This is a genomic window from Chryseobacterium taeanense, from assembly GCF_900099685.1.
Taxonomy (GTDB): Bacteria; Bacteroidota; Bacteroidia; order Flavobacteriales; family Weeksellaceae; genus Chryseobacterium; species Chryseobacterium taeanense.
The window spans coordinates 407,739-427,743 of record NZ_FNDW01000001.1 but is presented as its reverse complement, the minus strand read 5'-3'; the positions used below and the strand labels follow the sequence as shown (position 1 = coordinate 427,743).

General features: G+C 37.0%; 18 protein-coding genes. 11 read left to right on the top strand and 7 right to left on the bottom strand.

All coding sequences use genetic code 11. The features are described 5' to 3' along the window. Positions 1 to 7: 7 nt before the first annotated feature. From folK to fmt, 5 genes are all read left to right on the top strand, one after another. Positions 8 to 424 (top strand): 2-amino-4-hydroxy-6-hydroxymethyldihydropteridine diphosphokinase, encoded by a 417-nt coding sequence (folK, locus tag BLR30_RS01950; protein ID WP_089853905.1) that lies wholly within the window; start codon positions 8 to 10, stop codon positions 422 to 424. Positions 425 to 445: 21 nt separating this feature from the next. Further along, positions 446 to 1,558: an outer membrane beta-barrel protein gene (locus BLR30_RS01945; RefSeq protein WP_089853903.1), complete on the top strand. Its 1,113-nt coding sequence runs from the start codon at positions 446 to 448 to the stop codon at positions 1,556 to 1,558. A 35-nt stretch (positions 1,559 to 1,593) separates the two neighbouring features. Beyond that, positions 1,594 to 3,060, top strand: coding sequence for an OmpA family protein (locus tag BLR30_RS01940; RefSeq protein ID WP_089853900.1), 1,467 nt, complete (start codon positions 1,594 to 1,596; stop codon positions 3,058 to 3,060). Between the two features lie 79 nt (positions 3,061 to 3,139). Next, positions 3,140 to 5,041, top strand: a complete 1,902-nt coding sequence (locus BLR30_RS01935; protein WP_089853897.1) for a RecQ family ATP-dependent DNA helicase — start codon at positions 3,140 to 3,142, stop codon at positions 5,039 to 5,041. A gap of 88 nt (positions 5,042 to 5,129) precedes the next feature. Beyond that, positions 5,130 to 6,077, top strand: coding sequence for a methionyl-tRNA formyltransferase (fmt, locus tag BLR30_RS01930; RefSeq protein WP_089853894.1), 948 nt, complete (start codon positions 5,130 to 5,132; stop codon positions 6,075 to 6,077). 187 nt (positions 6,078 to 6,264) lie between these two features. Here the strand turns inward: fmt and ribB are convergent, their stop codons facing one another. From ribB to BLR30_RS01910, 4 genes are all read right to left on the bottom strand, one after another. After that, positions 6,265 to 7,386, bottom strand: a complete 1,122-nt coding sequence (ribB, locus tag BLR30_RS01925; RefSeq protein ID WP_089853891.1) for a 3,4-dihydroxy-2-butanone-4-phosphate synthase — start codon at positions 7,384 to 7,386, stop codon at positions 6,265 to 6,267. 65 nt (positions 7,387 to 7,451) lie between these two features. After that, a complete protein-coding gene (locus BLR30_RS01920; protein WP_089853888.1) occupies positions 7,452 to 8,456 on the bottom strand; it encodes an LLM class flavin-dependent oxidoreductase in 1,005 nt (334 codons plus the stop codon). 158 nt (positions 8,457 to 8,614) lie between these two features. Beyond that, the gene (locus BLR30_RS01915) at positions 8,615 to 8,980 is read right to left on the bottom strand and encodes a hypothetical protein (protein WP_089853885.1); all 366 of its coding nucleotides are present in this window, start codon (positions 8,978 to 8,980) and stop codon (positions 8,615 to 8,617) included. A gap of 59 nt (positions 8,981 to 9,039) precedes the next feature. After that, positions 9,040 to 11,169 (bottom strand): helix-turn-helix domain-containing protein, encoded by a 2,130-nt coding sequence (locus tag BLR30_RS01910; RefSeq protein ID WP_089854606.1) that lies wholly within the window; start codon positions 11,167 to 11,169, stop codon positions 9,040 to 9,042. 88 nt (positions 11,170 to 11,257) lie between these two features. On the opposite strand from BLR30_RS01910, the gene BLR30_RS01905 reads away from it, so the two are divergent. Next, a complete protein-coding gene (locus BLR30_RS01905; protein ID WP_089853882.1) occupies positions 11,258 to 11,686 on the top strand; it encodes an outer membrane protein assembly factor BamD in 429 nt (142 codons plus the stop codon). Between the two features lie 113 nt (positions 11,687 to 11,799). Here the strand turns inward: BLR30_RS01905 and BLR30_RS01900 are convergent, their stop codons facing one another. After that, a complete protein-coding gene (locus BLR30_RS01900; RefSeq protein ID WP_089853879.1) occupies positions 11,800 to 12,336 on the bottom strand; it encodes a gamma carbonic anhydrase family protein in 537 nt (178 codons plus the stop codon). Positions 12,337 to 12,489: 153 nt separating this feature from the next. On the opposite strand from BLR30_RS01900, the gene BLR30_RS01895 reads away from it, so the two are divergent. From BLR30_RS01895 to BLR30_RS01880, 4 genes are all read left to right on the top strand, one after another. Continuing rightward, positions 12,490 to 13,368 carry a NifU family protein gene (locus BLR30_RS01895; protein ID WP_089853876.1) on the top strand — a complete coding sequence of 293 codons (879 nt, stop codon included), beginning with the start codon at positions 12,490 to 12,492 and terminating at the stop codon, positions 13,366 to 13,368. 57 nt (positions 13,369 to 13,425) lie between these two features. Further along, on the top strand, positions 13,426 to 14,472 hold the full coding sequence (gene hemH / locus BLR30_RS01890; RefSeq protein ID WP_394332363.1) for a ferrochelatase: 1,047 nt from the start codon (positions 13,426 to 13,428) through the stop codon (positions 14,470 to 14,472). 209 nt (positions 14,473 to 14,681) lie between these two features. After that, complete coding sequence (locus BLR30_RS01885; protein ID WP_089853870.1) at positions 14,682 to 14,912, top strand: hypothetical protein; 231 nt, start codon at positions 14,682 to 14,684, stop codon at positions 14,910 to 14,912. Beyond that, a complete protein-coding gene (locus BLR30_RS01880) occupies positions 14,913 to 15,161 on the top strand; it encodes a hypothetical protein (RefSeq protein WP_089853867.1) in 249 nt (82 codons plus the stop codon). A gap of 139 nt (positions 15,162 to 15,300) precedes the next feature. Here BLR30_RS01880 and BLR30_RS01875 read toward each other — a convergent pair whose 3' ends face one another. Then, positions 15,301 to 16,512, bottom strand: coding sequence for a type IX secretion system plug protein (locus BLR30_RS01875; RefSeq protein ID WP_089853864.1), 1,212 nt, complete (start codon positions 16,510 to 16,512; stop codon positions 15,301 to 15,303). A 141-nt stretch (positions 16,513 to 16,653) separates the two neighbouring features. On the opposite strand from BLR30_RS01875, the gene BLR30_RS01870 reads away from it, so the two are divergent. Further along, positions 16,654 to 17,292, top strand: coding sequence for an MBL fold metallo-hydrolase (locus tag BLR30_RS01870; RefSeq protein WP_089853861.1), 639 nt, complete (start codon positions 16,654 to 16,656; stop codon positions 17,290 to 17,292). A 272-nt stretch (positions 17,293 to 17,564) separates the two neighbouring features. On the opposite strand, the gene BLR30_RS01865 is transcribed toward BLR30_RS01870, so the two are convergent. Then, entirely contained in the window at positions 17,565 to 20,003 is a 2,439-nt protein-coding gene (locus BLR30_RS01865; protein ID WP_089853858.1) for a TonB-dependent receptor, read from the bottom strand. Between the last annotated feature and the right edge of the window lie 2 nt (positions 20,004 to 20,005).

Genomic DNA, 20,005 nt, shown 5'->3' with positions numbered 1-20,005 from the left:
TTTCAATATGTCGCAACATAAAGTCGTTTTGTTACTGGGAAGTAATTTAGGAGATCAAAAAAAAAACCTTGAGACCGCCCTGGAGAAACTCAAAGATGCAGGAAATGAGATCATAAGCATAAGCGAATTTCTAACATCTGACCCTGTGGAATTTGAAAGTTCCAATATTTTTTGTAATATTGCAGCAATAATATTGACGAAACTCTCCCCGATTCAGCTTCTTAATCGTATAAAAGGTATTGAAAAGGAAATGGGAAGAATAAACGATTCAGCAGTAACAGAAGGCTATACCGACAGAATTATTGATATTGATATCGTAAAGTTTAATGGAATAAAATTTATCTCAAAAAGATTAGAAATCCCTCACCAAAAAAATCTTTTTGAAAGAGAATTTTCCAGAATATTATTAAAAGATTTTATCTAAAAAACACATAAAACATACTGTATGAAATTAGGTTTATTATTATTGGCTATTTTGCCTATTGCAACTTATGCACAAGATAGTATTGCTGTCAATTCAAATAATATGTATCCCAATACATTCTCTTCAGGTTCCGCTAATGTCTTGCCTTTCAACAATAAAGCCAGAAGGTTCAACGACTGGTCTGTATCTGTGGGAGGAGGTGCTGCATTTATGGTACATTCAGACCTCAAGTCAATCACGGACGAAAAGGTCAATTGGGGATACAATTCTTATGTAAGTTTAGACAAGCAGATCAATCATGTTGTAGGCATCAGTTTAATTTATCAGCGAGGTGAAACAGCACAAAAAGCACAGCTGGAAGGAGCTGAAGGTATTGTTGCAGGAGTAGCAGAAGCAAAAACGAAATATAATCAGATCGCTCTTATGGGTGATTTGAATTTTTCAAACATTTTGAGGAGAGTGGATAACCATTCTACTTATAAATGGGCATTGCATGGATATGCAGGTATGGGATTCATGAGTTTTAATACTTCACTGCATGACAATAAAGATTACAGCTGGAGCGTTAATCCTAAAAGAATTCCACTTTTTATGAATCAGAAATTAGGACTTAATTCATCTTATTTCCAGTTTGGAATAGGAATGAAATACAAAATTTCCAAATTGATTGATGTTGAAGCAAGAACAATGTATATCATCAGCGGTGATGACGAATTTGACGGTGGCGGGTACGCAGATTCCGGCGACTATGATCCCAGCTCATCAATCCCTAAATATAATATGATTAATAAAAGAAGATCAGATAATATGTGGACGGTTAATCTGGGACTTTCTTTCAAATTAGGCAAGCATTCATCGCATCTTGCATGGCACGACCCTCTGCAGGAAGCATATTACAGAGCCAATATTTTAGAAAACAAAGATACTGAGCTACTTGTATGCGAAAAAGGTGATAAAGATAATGACGGCGTATGCGACGACTGGGACAGACAGCCTGACACTCCTACAGGTGCCAGAGTAGATGGCGCAGGTGTCGCATTGGATATGGATCTGGACGGAGTTATTGATCTGTATGACAAATGTGTAACTGTTCCGGGACCGGTTGAAAATCAGGGATGTCCTACTAATAAGTAATGATCATTTAATTAACTAAATAATAAAAATACACTATGAAATTAAGTTTAGCAATTGTCGCATTAGCATTAGCTGTTCCTACAGCAGGCTTTGCACAAGACTCGACTGCTGTAGCTTCAAACGGAGAGTATCCTAATACATTCTCCTCTGGCTCTGCAAATATTTCTCCATTTACAAATAAATCAAGAAGATTCAACGATTGGGCAATTTCATTCGGTGCAGGCGTACCGCTGGTTCAATCTGCTGACCTGACCTCTATAAAAAACGGTAACGGTAAAAATCTTTTTGGATATTCTGCCTATTTGAGTATCGATAAAGCAATTACTCATGCTTTTGGAATCAATTTACAATATGATAGAGGAGAAACAAGACAAGGATGGTTTAATACAAAAAATGACGCTCCTGCTAATGCATCTGCCAATCAGAAGGTAGGAGCAAGAACCCAATACGATGCCATCTCATTATTAGGGGATGTAAACTTCTCAAATCTGTTCAGAAGAGTAGACAACCATTCTCCATACAGATGGGCATTACATGGGTACGCAGGTTTGGGTACACTCGCTTATCGCGCATATCAAAAAGATGAGAACGGACAAAGACTGGTTACTGAGCTTAAGCCTTTCAAACTAGGCTCTATGTTTGCACAGGCCGGAGCCGGTCTTAAATTTAAGGTGAACAACAGAATTGACATCGAAAGCCGAGTGATGTATGTTATTACAGGTGACGACGAATTTGACGGAGGTGGCGATAAATACAGTGCCATCAATCAACGTGAAGAACAGGTTTCAGACAATTTCTTTAATGCAACAATCGGAGTTTCTTTAAAGCTCGGAAAGCATGAATCTCATCTAATGTGGCATGATCCGCTTCAGGAAATGTATTATAAACTTGATGTACTGGCTAATAAAAATCAGGATATTGAAGTTTGCAAAAAAGGAGACCTTGATAATGACGGTGTATGCGATGATTGGGACAGACAGCTTGATACTCCTGCGGGAGCGAGAGTGGATGGTGCAGGTGTTGCGCTTGATACAGATCTGGATGGTGTTATTGATCTGTATGACAAATGTGTAACTGTTCCAGGACCAGTGGAAAACAATGGTTGTCCGGTCGTAACATCGGTTCCTGTAACAGGAGGAGCTGTTGACGAAAAAGAAACCAAACTGGAAGGTATTGAATTTGATTTAAATTCAGACAGAATTTTACCGTCAAACACACCTATCCTGAACAACGCAGTTGATTATATCAACTCTTCCAGCGGAACTTATACCGTAATCGGAACAACCGATACAAGAGCCTCTGAAACTTATAACCAAAAATTATCTGAAAGAAGAGCAAACAACGTTAAAAATTATTTAATTAAAAACGGAGTTAAGTCAGACAAATTAAACGCAGTAGGAAGAGGAGAAAAAGACCTTAAATATCCTGAGTGTAATCCGGCTACAAAATGCCCTGAATGGAAAAACAGAGCCAACAGAAGAGTATATTTTGAAGCAAAATAATTATAATTTTATTAGAATAAATCTAAAGTCACGCACCGCGTGGCTTTTTTTGTCAGTTTAGTTTCGTTAATTTTATCCCATGATTTCTCAAGAAGATTTTCAAGAATTAAAATTTAAAACCTTACAATATTTTTGGGGCTACAATACTTTTCGTGATGCTCAGGAGGCTATTATAGATTCCGTTATCAATGAAAAAGATACATTGGTTCTCTTACCAACAGGTGCGGGAAAATCCCTTTGTTACCAGCTTCCCGCATTATTGAAAGAAGGAACCTGCCTTATCATATCACCTCTATTAGCATTGATGAAAGATCAGGTGAGCCAGTTGAAATCCAGAGGAATTGAAGCAGAATATTTATCTTCCGAATTGGATGAATACGATGCTGAAGGCATTTATGACCGCTGCAAGGAAGGTTTAACAAAAATGCTTTACATTTCTCCGGAACGATTGACCAATAAACAATTTCTTCAGAACATTGAAGAGATTCAACTTTCGTTCATCGCTGTAGATGAGGCACACTGTATCTCAGAGTGGGGACAGGATTTCAGACCGAGCTACCAGAATATTAAAGAATTCAGGAAAAACAATCCGAAAATTCCATGTTTGGCGCTAACCGCAACGGCAACACCAAAAGTTTTGGATGAAATAAAATCCAAGCTTGAACTTAAAGATCCGCAGGTATTTCAGAAAAGTTTTAAACGTGATAATATCAGAATTTTTACGGAGGAAGTCTCTGATAAATTTCAGAAGATTTATGATATTTTAAAATTTAACAAGCAATCCGGAATTGTTTACGTAAGAACCCGAAAGGAAACCGAGCTGCTATGTGCGTTTCTTCATAAAAATCAACTGAAGAATGTAGACTTTTTTCATGCCGGGCTCACCACAAAAGAAAAGAATGCCAAGCAGATGATCTGGAACAACAGTGACGGCCATGTTTTAATTTCTACCAATGCCTTTGGGATGGGGATCGACAAAGATAATGTTCGATTCGTAATTCACTATTCTCCTGCTCCTTCCATTGAAAATTATTACCAGGAAATCGGAAGATCCGGAAGAGACGGACAGGAAAGTTTTGCTTTTTTACTGTGGGATAAACAGGAACTTTCGAATTTTGATGACATTTTAAAGAATCAAACTCCAAATAAAGCTGAATTTTTAAAAATTCTTACCTACCTCTACTCTATCTTTCAGGTGGCAGAATTTGAATTGCCTGAAAAGGTTTTCCAGCTGAATATTTCAGGAATACAGAATTTTACCAAACTGTCTTCTGCGAAAATTAAGAACGTTCTCAACTTCCTTCATAACCAGGAAATTATTTATTTCAACGACCATAAAAGTCTCTCTTCCTTACAACTTTTAATGCAGCCGGACGAAATAGATCAGCTTCCTCACAAAGACTCTTATTTTATTGAACTTATGCTGCGTACTGTCTCGGGAATCACAGCACATAAGGTAATGTTCAGCGAACAACAGGTGAGCAACAAGATTGGTGTAAGTGTACATTTAATCAAAGAAAGACTGAAAGAACTTCAGCAGAAAGGCTATGTTGAATACATCGATGGCGCTTTATCAAGTATTAAATTTTTGAAGCCACGCGATGAAAGACTTAACAATTCACAATATTGGAAGCTTTTTGAACATATTCAGAAAAACAAAATCCAGAAATGGGAAGAAATGAAATTTTACATAGAAGACAATGAATATTGTAAAATGAAACTCATACTCACTTATTTTGGAGAAAGAAAATCTAAAAACTGTGGAAAATGCTCTGTTTGTGAGAAAAATAAAGAATCGATTTTCGGGAAGAATATTTCAGGAGAAATCTTAAACATACTGACTAAAAAACCTTCTACGATTGAAGAGCTTTCGATTCAGTTAAATTATCATTCTAAAGAAAATATATTAGAAAACCTGATTTATCTGCTGGATTCCGGCAAAGTAAAAATGCTGAATTTCAGAACGTATGCAATTGCCTAATATAAGTAATCAATAATGAGTAATGGATAATATTTTATTTAATTTTTTAAATCTTTCAATCCTTTAATAAAGACCTTATCTTTGTACTATGAAATCATTGAAAGTCGTTTTTTTAGGCACTCCGGAGTTTGCAAAGACTTCTTTGGAAGCCATTCATCAGTCTCGTCATGAAGTTATAGGAGTTGTAACTGTAGCCGATAAAGCCAGCGGGCGCGGACAAAAAATCAACCAGTCTCCTGTGAAAATTTTTGCCGTAGAAAATAATATCCCTGTTTTTCAACCCGAAAAATTAAGAAATCCCGAATTTCTGGAAGAACTGAGAAAGCTGGATGCCGATGTTTTTGTCGTAGTTGCTTTCAGAATGATGCCGAAAGTATTGTTTGAAATGCCGAAGATGGGAACTTTCAACCTTCATGCATCGCTACTCCCGGATTACCGTGGAGCCGCTCCTATTAATTATGCTGTTATCAACGGAGAAGAAAAAACTGGGGCAACAACATTTTTTATTAATGAAAAAATTGATGAAGGAAATATTCTTTTACAGGAAGAGTTAGCTATTTTACCGAATGAAAATGCGGGAAGCCTTCACGACCGGTTGATGGAAATGGGAGCCAAACTCGTCGTAAAAACGCTTGACGGATTAGCGGAAAATACCATTACAGAAAGGCCTCAGCCACAGGTTGAGCATCCTAAAAATGCCTATAAAATATTTAAAGAAGATACCAGAATAGAGTGGACAAAAACGTCAAAAGAATTACATCAGTTTATTTTGGGAATGTCGCCTTATCCTGCCGCCTTTACGACATTGAAAATTGGAGAGGAAGAAAAAGGACTGAAAATTTTCGGTGGTAAATTTGAAGTTTCAAATCATGATAAGCCTGCCGGAACGTTGGATATTTCAAAAAGTGAATTTAAAATTTACACCAAAGACGGAATTTATTATCCTCTGGAATTACAGCTCGAGGGAAAGAAAAGAATGAATGTTAAAGATTTTCTGAACGGATTCAGGAGTTTTGAAGAAATAAAAATGGCTTGAGAAATTCTCAAGCCATTTTTTATTGTCAATAGTGAATTTTGCTTCACAAGTGAGTAATCAATTTTAAAATTAGCCTTTATAAAATAAGCTATAATTGATTACTTCACTGATTTTTTAAGGCAAACTACCAATTTAAGCTGATGGAAAAATTGACAAGCACAGCGCATTGACCATTCATCATTCACTTTTAAAGCTGCACCATCTCCGTTACCTCAACATCATAACCGCCAACCTGAGGTTTAATATTGGTATTTTGAGTGATAACTTTAAATTTATTAATTCCAAGATTTTTCAGAATCTGAGTTCCAATCCCGTAATCTCTGTAATTGTATGCCAACGTCGGATGCTGAACCTGCCCATCCTGATAATTCAGGAACTGCTGAAGCTTTCTTAAGGTGTTTTCAGAATTAGAAACATTATTAATAAAAATAATTGCTCCTTTTCCTGCTTCATTCACCATATTGGTTACTTTTTCAAGCAAAGGTTTTTCACCGTTATTTAATCTTGTCAATACATCAAAATAGGAATCTGAAGACTGAACCCTAACCAAAACAGGCTCATCAACCGTCCATGAACCTTTCGTTAAAGCAAAATGAATCTGATCATTTGAAGTCTCTCTAAAGGCATAAAAATCGTAATCTCCGTAAGCAGTTTTCACCTTCCTTTCCTCAATTCTATCGATAAGGTTTCCTTTTTTAAGCTGATAATGAATCAGATCTTCAATAGAAACAATTTTCATATCGTGCTTCTGCGCAAAAGCATGAAGTTCCGGCAAACGTGACATAGAACCGTCTTCATTCATAATTTCACAAATCACACCACCTTCTTTTAATCCTGCAAGGCAAGTAAGATCAATGGCAGCTTCCGTATGACCGGCTCTTTTTAAAACCCCTCCTTTTCTGGCACGAAGCGGGAAAATATGTCCGGGACGCATAAAATCGGTAGGTTTGGATTTTTCATCCATCAAAGCCAAAATGGTTTTAGCTCTGTCACTGGCAGAAATCCCTGTAGAAGTACCATTTCCTAGAAGATCAACGGATACCGTGAAGGCGGTCTCTTTAGGATCGCTGCTGCGGCTTACCATCACTTCAAGTCCAAGCTCATCGCATCTTTTTTCGGGAAGCGGCATACAGATCAAGCCTCTTCCGTGAAGAGCCATAAAATTAATAATCTCAGGTGTCGTTAGCTCAGCAGCACAAAGAAAGTCACCTTCATTCTCTCTGTCTTCATCATCTACTACTATGATGATCTTACCATTTTTAAGATCTTCAATAGCTTCCGGAATAGTATTTAATTTAATTTCAGACATTTTTACTTTAAATTTTCGCAAAGATACTCATAAAATAAGCATCTCCCAATTATGATAAGGGTTTGTTATGATTTGAGTACAGCATCCTTCGCTTTTCTGAAAATCGTGTAAGAATCGAGTCTTTTCTGATGGTCGTAAATATGAGAATTAATCATCATTTCATTGACATTAAATTTCTCCTGGAAGCTTTTTAGCTGCTCTTCAATTTCAGATTGATCTCCGATGAGTGTATAGCGCAATTTCTGTAAAACCATTGATTTTTCCATGGGCGACCATATCTCATCCATCGTATCGACCGGCGGGGCAAAAGGTTTTCTGTCGTTTCGGATAATATTGATAAACGCCTGGAACAATGTGGTAGACATTTTATGAGCTTCTTCGGATGTTTCTGCAGCAACCCCATTTATGCACGCAATAATGTATGGTTCAGTACAATATTCTGAAGTTTCAAAGTTTTGTCTGTAGATATTGAAAGCCATTTCCATTTGCTCAGGAGCAAAATGTCCGGCAAACGCATACGGTAGTCCAAATTCAGCGGCCAAAAACGCACTGTCTGTACTTGATCCCAATATGTATAAAGGAATATCGAGTCCTTCTCCCGGGATGGCGCGAACCAAAGCATCACGGTTTTCTTTCGAGAAATATTTCTGCAATTCCAGAATCTGTCTTGGAAACTGCTGATTAATGATCGCCGGATTTCTTCCCAACGCCTGCGCCGTCAGCCCATCCGTTCCGGGGGCTCTGCCCAACCCGAGATCAATTCTTCCCGGAAAAAGTGATTCCAGAGTTCCGAATTGTTCGGCAATAACTAATGAACTGTGATTAGGAAGCATGATTCCTCCCGATCCTACTCTGATTTTTTTGGTTCCGTTGGCGATAAATCCGATAAGAACTGAAGTTGCCGAACTGGCAATGCTTTCCATATTGTGATGCTCAGCAAGCCAGAATCTTTTATAATCAAGATTTTCAGTATGATTTGCCAACGACAAACTGTCCTGAAAAGTGTCGTGAATGGTCTTTTCCTGTTTTACGGGCGCAAGATCCAGCACGGATATTTCAAAGTTTTGCATAATTTTAAATTTTAGGTCTTTAAAACCGAACAAATTTAAAACTTATTATTCGCATTAGTTACTTTTTGTAATTGATAAGGCTTATCGATGAATTCAGGGAAAAGCTATGGGAAGAATTTTTACAATGATAAAATTAAACTTCTTATTATTAACTCATTTTAATCTTTAAAGCGCTTAAAACTCATCTTCTGTTTGAGATCTCTTTTATTCTGAAGCACAATATAATCGTTGTTAAGTTCTTCAATATCAAAAGATTTTTCCTGGCCAAACATTGTAATTTTAATGATTTTATTAGACTTTTCAATCTTATAAGTTCCCTGCATACCGCCAATCAGCGCTTTGGTTTTTCCATTTCTCATTTCCAGGGTTGCTGTACTGTCTTTTTTAAAGGTAAAAATTCCTGTTGAAGTAGTATTGGCGAAAAAATCCTGGGACCAGGAACCAATTAATATATTATAATTAAAATCATCCTTTTTATCAGAATGCAAGAATAATAAAAGAAAAAAAGTAAATAAATATTTCATAATAATTAGTATTTAATTATAAAAATACAAAAATTATCTATCGCTAGATATTTAAATTTCTATAGCTTTGCTTTCTCTTTCAGATAATTAAAATGATTGATCAGAATCCTGATTTCATTAAACTCAAAATCATTAGGCAGTGCATTTTTCCATTCTGTCAACGTTTCTTTAGGATCAGATTTAAATACATTTTCAAAAGCTTTAATTTTATCAGAAGTAATCACCCTTGAAATATCCAGCAGTCCCTGCTCGGCAAATTTTGCCAAATGTCCGATCACGGTTTCTTTCACCAAGCCTCTTTCCAAAGCAATCTCAGCAATGGTTTTTCCCTGTTCAAATAACTGGAATGTGAGAACCTGAGACGGAACTTTAGCAATTTTCATACTTACTTCCTGGTTGTTTTTTTCATCAAGAAGCTTCGTTTCCAGCAGATGAATTTCTTTTAAACTATTCAAATATTCTTCAATATCTTCCAGCCAGACTCTGAATTCTTCATTGTACTGCTTTAAACCTTTCGTGCCTTTAATTTCAGCATAAAAATCTTTCAGCGGACTGAAAACTTTATCCCTGATCCCGGTAAAAAAGAAATTAACCGCTCCTTTCGTTTTGCTTTCAATTTCCGACCATTCTTCTTTCTGTTCGATAAAATTATTAACCTTTTGAGAAATTACCCTTTCTAATTTTTCGAAGATCTTTCCTAAGTTTACAATTTCAGGTTTTATATGGTTATACAGTTGCTTTGTCTTAAGATGATCGAGACTTTTCGTCGCTACCGAGAGCTTATTCCAGTCTTCCACCTCTTTCAAAAGCCATTGAGAATCTACCGTACGAAGTACTTTTCTGATGCTGTAATCATATTTTTCATTATTCAAAATAGCTTCAACCTTATGATTAGCAACCGTGTCTGAATGAAAATGCAGGATCCTGTTGTCTTTAAAAATAACTTCAGGCGTAATTTTAGATTTTAATACAATTCCTTCCAGCGTGCGGCAACGTGATAACGCCACGTACACCTGTCCGGCCGTAAAACTTTTCCCGGCATCAATAATCACCCTGTCAAAAGTAAGCCCCTGACTTTTATGGATGGTAACTGCCCAAGCCAGTTTTATCGGAAACTGTTCAAAACTTCCCAATACTTCTTCTTTGATGTTTTTATCGGTATCAAGAAAATATTTCTTTTGTTCCCAGACTTCTCTTTTCACTGTAATTTCCCGTTCGCTGCCGTCAAGGATCACTTTAATTTCATTTTCATCCAGCGCGGAAATTTCGCCCAGTTTCCCGTTAAAATATTTCTTCTCTCCGGAAATATCGTTGCGGATGAACATAATCTGAGCTCCTATTTTTAAATCTAAAAACTGTTCATTCGGAAATTGATTTTCTCTAAATTCGCCGAAAAGTTTAGCCTCGTATGTTTTTGAGCTTACTTTTAATTCATCAAGTTTTTCCTGATTGATGTCATCCGCCATTTTATTATGTGAACAGAGGTAAACGTAAGGCTCATCTCCCATATTAAAATCAGGATCATATCTTTCGTTTAAATGCTCAAAATCAATATTATCAACATCTCCGTCACGGATCGCGTTCAATAAGGCCAGAAAATTTTCATCAGACTGACGGTAGACTTTTGTCAGCTCGATGGTAATTAGTGGAATTTCCTTAATGGCATGACTATCAAAAAAGAACGGTGAATTATAATACATCTTTAAGATATGTTCATCTCTCACTACCGGCGGAAGCTGGTATAGATCGCCGATAAACAACATCTGTACACCACCAAAACGCTGGTTATTTCTTCGGATAAACCTTAGTGAAAAATCCATCATATCCAAAACATCTGCGCGCAACATGGAAACCTCATCAATAATAATGATTTCTACTTCTCGTAAAAGTTTCAGTTTATCTTTACGGTATTTGAAATGCGGCATCAGATCGGCAATATTATTTGCCAGACTGGTATCAATTCTCTCTGTTGTCGGAAGAAAAGTCCGTAACGGAAGCCCAAACATCGAGTGAATGGTAACACCTCCCGCATTGATCGCTGCAATTCCGGTGGGTGCAACGACAATGTGTTTTTTATGGGTGCGTTTTACAAAATCATTAAGAAAAGTGGTCTTTCCAGTTCCGGCTTTTCCCGTTAAAAATACGCTTCTGTTGGTATGTTCTATTAAGTCAAAAAAATGATTATTCATCATCGTCAAAATTACGGAAAATGAAATTCAAATCCTTACCTTGGCACAACTTTTGAAAATTCTTCAACATAACGAGACAAAACAACTTATGAAAATCCCTGTATTGATCTTATGTGCAGCGCTGTTCACAGCCTCATGTTCTTCAACAAAAAATATAGATGCAAATCTCCCAAAAGACATTTCAGAAAGACCTGCCGATGAAAGCAGTCAGAAATACGATCAGGCTCAGCTTGATAAATTAAAAGCATCTATAGAATCGGAAATAGCCAAAGAAAAATGTACAAATGCCGCCGAATGGACGTTTGCCCCAATGGGTACCAAAGCTTGCGGCGGGCCTCAAATGTATATCGCTTATCCCAAAAAATTGGAAACTTCGATTCTCCCAAAAATAAATGACTACACCGAAAAAGTAAAAGCATTCAATCAGAAGTACGGAATCGTATCAGACTGCATGATGATCATTCCGCCAACTTCAATTAAATGCATAAAGGGAAAAGCCGAATTGGTGAATTCTTAAAACTTATAAAAAAATCTTGCTCTATGAAGCAAGATTTTTTTATAAGTTTTAAGTCAATGGTGAATTGTAAATTTACTTTATCTTCATAAATTCACCATTCACAATTGACCTTATTATCCTTCTACGTATTTTACATTTTCTTTATACCAGGAAGAGTATTTTACATAATTATCCGCAATTCTGTTTACCTCGCCTTCCAATAATTGAGAACTGATATCCTTTATTTTTTTTGCCGGCACCCCGCCCCAGACTTCACCGGATTTTATATGTGTTCCCTGTGTAACTACCGAACCGGCACCGACAATAGAATTCTCCTCAACAAGACAATCATCCATTACAATTGCACCCATGCCGATCAGTACATTATCTTTAATCGTACAGCCATGAACGATCGCATTATGACCGATGGAAACATTATTCCCTATATTTAAAGGGTGTTTCTGATACGTACAGTGCAACATTGCATTGTCCTGAACGTTCACTTTATTTCCCATTTTAATATAATGAACATCTCCTCTTATCACCGCATTGTACCATATACTGCATTCAGTTCCCATGGTAACGTCTCCGATAATCGTAGCTGTTTCTGCTAAAAAGGTACCCTCTCCTATCTGTGGTGCTTTTCCTAAAAGTTCTTTTATAAGTGCCATATGTTTAATTTGAAAATTTGATTATAAGCGAAGTTGAAAACTAAATTCTGCTGTTCATCATTTTTAAATCATGCTGATAGCAAAAATCTAACTCCCAACCCTTAGCTTCTAACTTCTAATTGCGTATTTTTGTATCTCAAATTTAAAGAAAAAATGCATACTATACTTATAGAGCCTACTGAAAACCCAAAAGTGATGAAATTCGTAGCGGATTACAACCTGATTCCCGGGTCGCTTGAGTTGGACAGAGATTCAGATATTTCAGAAATTCCTTTGGCTCAGGAACTTTTCAATTATCCTTTTGTGGAAAGAATTTTTGTAACGGCAAATTTTGTAGCGGTTGCTAAACAAGATACGGTAGAATGGGAACACGTAGCAGAAAGTCTGAAGAATGTAATTGAAGATGAGCTTCTTGCCAATCCAAGACTTTATCTTCAGAAGAAGAAAGAGCTGTACCAGATCTATGCGGAAATGACTCCGAATCCGAATGTAATGAAGTTCGTTGCTAATAAATTATTGCTGGAAGGTTTTGTGGAAGTAAAATCAAGAGATGCCGCAGAAGGCGTTCCTTTGGCGCAGGCTGTTTTTAAAGAATTTGATTTTGCCAAAGAAGTTTTCATTTCTGATAATTTCGTGGCAGTGACCAAAGATGATTCCGTAGAATGGCATCAGGTAATGATGACGGTACGCGCTCTGATCGCCGAGTATCTTCAGAACGGAGGTGAAATTTCCAATATTGAAGCGCAGAAACATGAAAATCCGGTAGAAAAAATTATCAACAGAGACTATACGGAAGACGAGCAGAAAATTTCCGATATCCTGAATGAATACGTTGCTCCTGCTGTAGAAAACGATGGCGGAAAAATCTCCCTCATGGAATACGATCAGGAAAATAAAACTGCCAAAATGCTTTTACAAGGAGCATGCTCTGGCTGCCCAAGCTCTACTGCTACTCTTAAAAACGGAATTGAAAATATTTTAAAACAATTCGTTCCGGATCTGGTAGAACGCGTAGAGGCCGTAAACGGGTAAAAGAAAAGGAATTGAGAATCTCACAGAAAGAATAATAAACTTTTAAAAGAAAAAATCTTGTATAAAGAATCGCAGCACTCTAAGAAAGGGATTTTACTGGTAAATCTCGGTTCACCAAGGTCTACGGACGTAAAAGACGTAAAGGAATATCTCGACGAGTTCCTGATGGATGAAAAAGTGATCGATTACCGATGGATTTTCCGAGCGTTGCTCGTTCAGGGAATTATCCTGAAAACACGTCCGCCAAAATCTGCCGAAGCTTATAAGACGGTGTGGACCGACGAAGGTTCTCCGCTTATCGTCATTACAGAAAAAATTCAGAAAAAGCTACAAAAAGTCGTTGACGTTCCCGTAGAAATCGGAATGAGATATGCAGAGCCGAGTATAGAAACAGGAATCCGAAACCTTGTTGAAAAAGGTGTTTCTGAAATCGTCCTTTTCCCTTTGTATCCGCAGTATGCAATGAGCACAACAGAAACCGTGATTGAAAAAGCGGAAGAAGTGAGAAAACAGAAATTCCCGGGAATAAAAATCAATTATATCCAGCCGTTCTATAACCGTGAGATCTACATCAACTGCCTTGCAGAAAGCATCCGTGAAAAACTTCCGGAGAATTTTGATGCACTACAGTTCTCTTATCATGGAGTTCCTGAGAGACATATTTTCAAGACAGATCCTACAAAGACATGCAATCTTAATGACTGCTGCTCAAGAGAAAATAATCCAAGTCATCAGTTTTGCTATCGCCATCAGTGTTTTAAAACTACTGAAACAGTAATAGAGAAACTCAACCTGCCTAAAGAAAAGGTCATCGTTTCGTTCCAGTCGAGGCTTGGAAAAGATAAATGGATTGAACCTTACACCGATGAAACATTTGAAACTATTCCTAAAAAAGGAATTAAAAATCTGGCTGTGGTTTGTCCGGCTTTCGTTTCCGACTGCCTTGAGACGCTTGAAGAAATTTCAGTGGAAGGCAAGCACCAGTTTACAAGTGCAGGTGGCGAGAATTTCCATTATATCCCCTGTCTGAATGATGAAGACCGATGGATTGATGTCGTTAAAATATTATGCGAGGAAAAGCTTAATGAATTTTATTTAGTGTAAAATATAATAAACCTTCGGAAACGGAGGTTATTTTTTTAGTCAAAATTAGAAAAATCAAAATCACCCCCTCAAAAAAAACACAAACACTTTAAAAAAGTTTTAAAAAAATAAATTACACCCCTTAATTTTTAATATAATATTTTAAAAATTAAATATTTTTACTACCTTTACCCCATCAAAAAGAAGATCATCAACCTAAAAAATTAAAAATGATGAACGCAACTGCAGAAATTTTAAAAAATAAGATTGAAAACTTCAGTCCTGATGCTTTGGAAGCTTTTGCAAAAATGATGGAAAGCTTTGAAGAAAAGAACAGACCGGCAATTTCACAATTTCATTTAGATGAAATTTTATACAGAATACAATTTCACAATGAAAATCCTTCCACCAAACTGGATTTTTATGAAAATATTTCAGAGCTGAAAAAGTATTGTGCATAAATGAAAATCCTTCTTTCTTCTATTGCAAAAAATGACATAAGACTTCTTGTGAGGGTTTTCAGCGCCGAAAACAAACAGAAAGGAGAGAACTTTCTGGATGATCTTAAAACATCCATTAACGACATTGCCCGAAGTGCAGAAAAACTCTCGGAGATTAGCATCCGTTCGATGGAAGATTTTCCGGTCAATATTCATTATGTCTTTGAAAACGATGAAACGCTTTTTGTAACAGCGATATTCAGAAAATAAAATTCCAGACTATTATTATATTAAACCTTGCAGATTTATTTGTAAGGTTTTTTTGTTACGAGATTCTAAACTCCTTATATCTAATCTTAATACTCTAAAAACACTAATACCCTAAAAATCCGAAACTCTCAAGCCCACTCTACCTCACCGGTGTCCGGAATTCGCCATATCCCATCAGTCCATCATAATTTCTCCCGAACGGAGCGTAATATAAAAATGCCTGATAGAGATTTTCCGTTTGCCAGAAGTTACCGTTCACTTCTCCGAAATTCAGGCTACCGTCAGGATTTTTTGTAGCAAGAATATAGTTGTAAAAACCCTGTTTCATATATATTCTGGCAACATATTTTTTTCCTTCCGCATCATATTGCATCTGGTTTTCTTTGCTTGGTTTGAAATCATTAAAACCACCCAGTACATAGATTTCTTTATCAACAGGATCAGAATCCAGTGAGAAATACACCCACGAATAATCTGCTTCCCTTTCTACATCCCTCTCTCTTCCCAGATCATTTCGTCTGTAATACCAGGCTCCATTCACATCAGGCTGATATTGATAATTCAGAGGAAAAGCCCAAACCGGATGAAGATAGGTATTATTCACTCCGTCTTTCACTTCAGTGGCGCGCACCATATCCGCGGCCATATTCATATTTTTATTATCAAAATAATAAAACTCATTATTTCCCGGGAAAACCAAAGACAATTGCTGAAACAGCAACTGATTTCCCAATGTTGTGCTTGGCTTTAAATTATTCACAGTAACATTTGGGTTATTATTCTGCATCACATTCAGCGTCATGGAATTTACATTAGAAGAAAGATTCCCACCTGCAGAAACAGCTTTCACTTCTACCCTTTGGTTGGCATCAGGATTTCTTGCATCAGCATACCGCGAAACGCCCACCGCCAGCGTGGCTGCATTTTCTACGACATAAAATCTGCGTTTGAACAGTGGTTTGTCTGCAGAATCTTTATAGACAATAATTTCAAAATTCCCGGATATTTTAAGCTGAATTTTATCGTTCGGAAAATTTAGCTTATAATGCGTATAAGACTGAAGAGTATTGAATGAATACTGAAAGCTATCCAGCAAACCGTTTAAACTTCCTGTAGCAAATTCCGTAAAGAAAAGGTTGTCGTCTTCCCAGTTTCTGTTGTAATGTTTGAGGGTATATCTGTAAATCTGGCTGGAATTGGTAAGATCGTCGAAGCTAAGCACCAGCTGCTGATTAGCATAAATTACCGGTGTTTCATCGTTGGTCTGTGGATTAAACAGCTGAATGCTTTGGATATTCTGTCCAAAAACAAAACCGCTAAGAGTAAATAAAAGTAGTCGCAAAGTTTTCATTATGACGAAGATAAATAAAAATCAGGATTTTGGGCAGTATAAAATCTGTTTTAAGATTATTTTAATTGGAAAAAATGTAAGGGAAATATTTCAAACCAGAACTTTTGTTCCTACTTTTGTTTGCATAAAAACATTCAGAATATGCTTCAGATTCAAGGTTTCGTTTTCAACTTTGCGAGTGAAAACACATACATTCTTTATAATGAAAATAAAAATGCCTGGCTGATTGATCCCGGAAACATGAGCGAAGAGGAAACCCTAGCTATCGGAAATTTTATCCGTGAAAAGGAATTGAAAATCGTAAACACTCTTTTAACACACGCTCATATCGACCACATTCTTGGACTCCAATGGGCTTCAGATACGTTTAAAGTTCCCGTACTGATGCATCAGGATGATAAAGAAGTTCTTGATATGTTTCAGATCAGCGGAATGCGGTTCGGCATGAATCTCAATCATATCGAGGCAGACATCCGGTACATCAAAGGAAATGAAGAACTGGAACTCGACGGTGAGAAATTCAAAATCTATCATGTGCCCGGACACTCTCCCGGAAGCGTGGTGTACCATAATGAGAAACAGAAATTCATGATTTCAGGCGACGTACTTTTTGAAGGAAGCATCGGAAGAACCGATCTTTTTAAAGGAAATTACGATCAGCTAATTGAAGGAATCAGAACAAAACTGTTCATCCTTGATCCCGAAACAAAGGTTTTTTCAGGCCATGGAAATCCTACAACTATTGGGTTTGAAAAAGAATACAATCCGTTTTTTAAGTAACATCAAGCCAGCTTTTTAGTAATATAAATTGTATTTAGTTACAAACAAGGTTGTTTTAAATAAATGTAAATCGCATTTGGTTACAAACAGGGGTATTTCAAATCAATGTAAGATGTATTTGGTTACAAACACTATTGTTTTAAACAAATGTAAATCGTATTTAAGTACAAACAGGGTTGTTTTAAATAAATGTAAGATGTATTTGGTCATTTCTATTAAAAAAAACCGCCAAAAAAATTCCTGACGGTTTAACATTTTATGAAAAAGTAATTTTAGAAATCCAATGTAATGGAGGCTCTTACCGCTGCACCCATAATCGGTCTTGCCATAATAATTCCGTCACCTGATGGAGATCCCGCTCTCGGATCGCCTTCTGTGATGCCAATGGTGTTGAAAATATTCGTTCCGTCGACTGCAAAACGGATTTTTCCCAATTGATAAGAAGTTCCTGCTCCAAATTCCGAGAAAGACGGTAATGTCTGCGCATTTTTCTCATCCTGGAAACGTTTTCCATAATAATTCATGCTTACATAAGCCCTCCATTCTTTCGTAATATTTACCGCCGGAGAAATATTGAAGTAGAATTTCGGCATTCTTCTCACGGTATTATCATCGTAATTGAATGTTGATCCGTCAGCATTTCTTCCGGTGAAATCTTTATATTTCGGATTTTGGATTGTTCCATTGAAAGTCACTTCAAACATATTATTGAACAATCTTGCGTATCCTTCCAATTCAACGCCTAAGTTCGTCGTATTTGCAAATTTGTTTTCTGAGCTTCCGTCTGAATACACATCCGTAAATGAAAGGTTTTTCAATGTAGAATAGAACGGAATTACCGCTACATCAAATGTTCTCGAATAGTATTTATAACCAACTTCCAGCTGATTGGTGGTCACCGGCTTTACAACGGATAAATTATTCATATTGTTGTAATACGCTTCTTCATTAGGAGATCTGAACCCATTGGAAAAACGTGCATACACGGCATTTTCTGTATTTATTTTATAATTCAGAGCCGTTGTGAAAGAAACTTTATTCACATCAAAATTCCAATAGGTATATTTATTCCCTAAAACAGACATATTATCATCTGCTGTTGTCGTGTCAAAGCCATGTGTTCCATCTGTAGTTAATCCAGAATTGTTAAGATTTCCACTTGTTGTATTGACTCCGTAACCTTTATAGAAATCACGGCTGTAGCGGATTCCTCCGTTGAAACTCAGATCATCTGTAATATTGTAATCTACATTCAGATAAAGGTCATTCAGACTTCCCTGAATCTGAGAATCCCTTAACAGGAACGACATATTGGTAACCCCATTGTAGGTTTTAGAATAATCAATACTGCTTGGTATTAATGAAGTATCTACTAAATTCAACAATTCCGGTTTGTCTGAGGCTGTAGTTAAAATATTGCTCCAGTTCCAGTATTGATGAGACTTCCAGTTAGATTTGTAGAAACCTGCGGTTACATTTCCTTTATCAAATTTATAATTGAACTGTAAATCGTTTACAAAATTGTTCATCTGTTTGTCGATTGCCCAGAATCCTAATTTCTGAACATAGGCAGGATTTACAACAGCTCCGTTGCTTACCAAAGAATACTGGAATGTATTTCCGGCAATTCCCGCTCCTTTGGCAAAATCAGCCGCACTTTGAGGTCCACCTGCAGGAAAAATCCCTGTATAATTCATATTGATATCTGTATATCTCGTTTTGTTTAAAACAGAGAAATTATTCCCAAGATCATATTTGAATTCCGCACCCAGAACATCCACCTTCGGATGAATTCCATCTTCTAGATTTCTGCTGAAAAAACCACCTCCCACTTGTGGAATATTCAGATGACTGATATTTCTGTAGCTGTACGTTCCGTAATTGGCATCAAAACCGGAAAACTCTTTCAGATCATTTCCATTCTGAACCAAAGGAATCGGAAGGAAGAATGTATTTCTGTCGTCCAGCTTTTTATAATAGATTTTAGCATATCCTTTATCGAAAACATATTTCAGATTCATCCTGATTTGTCCACCCTGATTGGCTTTAAATCCCGTTTTCCGGATTCCGTCATCCGTTCTGTAAAAACCTCCGACGTTGAAGAATAATTTATCCTTAACCAATGCTCCGCCAAGGTTCACATCTGTACGCATCAATCCGTAAGTGCTGGTTTCGAGTTTTGCAGTCCCTCTGAAAACATTACCGCCTTCTTTGGTGATAAAGTTAATTAGACCTCCCGGCGAATTATTCGCAAAAATAGAACCTGAGCCTCCTCTCAGCGCTTCCAGTCGGCTTACCGAATTATCGACACGGAAGAAATTATCGGCATTGGCAAACTGTAATGCGCCGTCTTCAAAAACAGGAAGACCGTCTTCCTGAACCTGTACAAATTCATAAGCACCCGCAGAAGGAATACCTCTTGCAAAAAGGTTGTTCCCTACTTCACCACCAGACGTTTCTACCGCAAAACCAGGCACTCTCTGCAGCAATGCAGCAGCACTGATCGGGTTTTGTTTCTGAATTTCTTTTGCGGTAAAAGTAGAAATCGCCGTACTGGATTCTATTTTCTTTTTCGGATTCGAGTTACCGGTAATTACAACCTGTTCGATTGATGCAGATCTTGTAGAATCTTTTGGAGTTTCCTGAGCGTACGCATTATTGAAATAAAGCGTTGCAATCCCGGCAAATAAAATGATCGATTTTTTTTTCATAG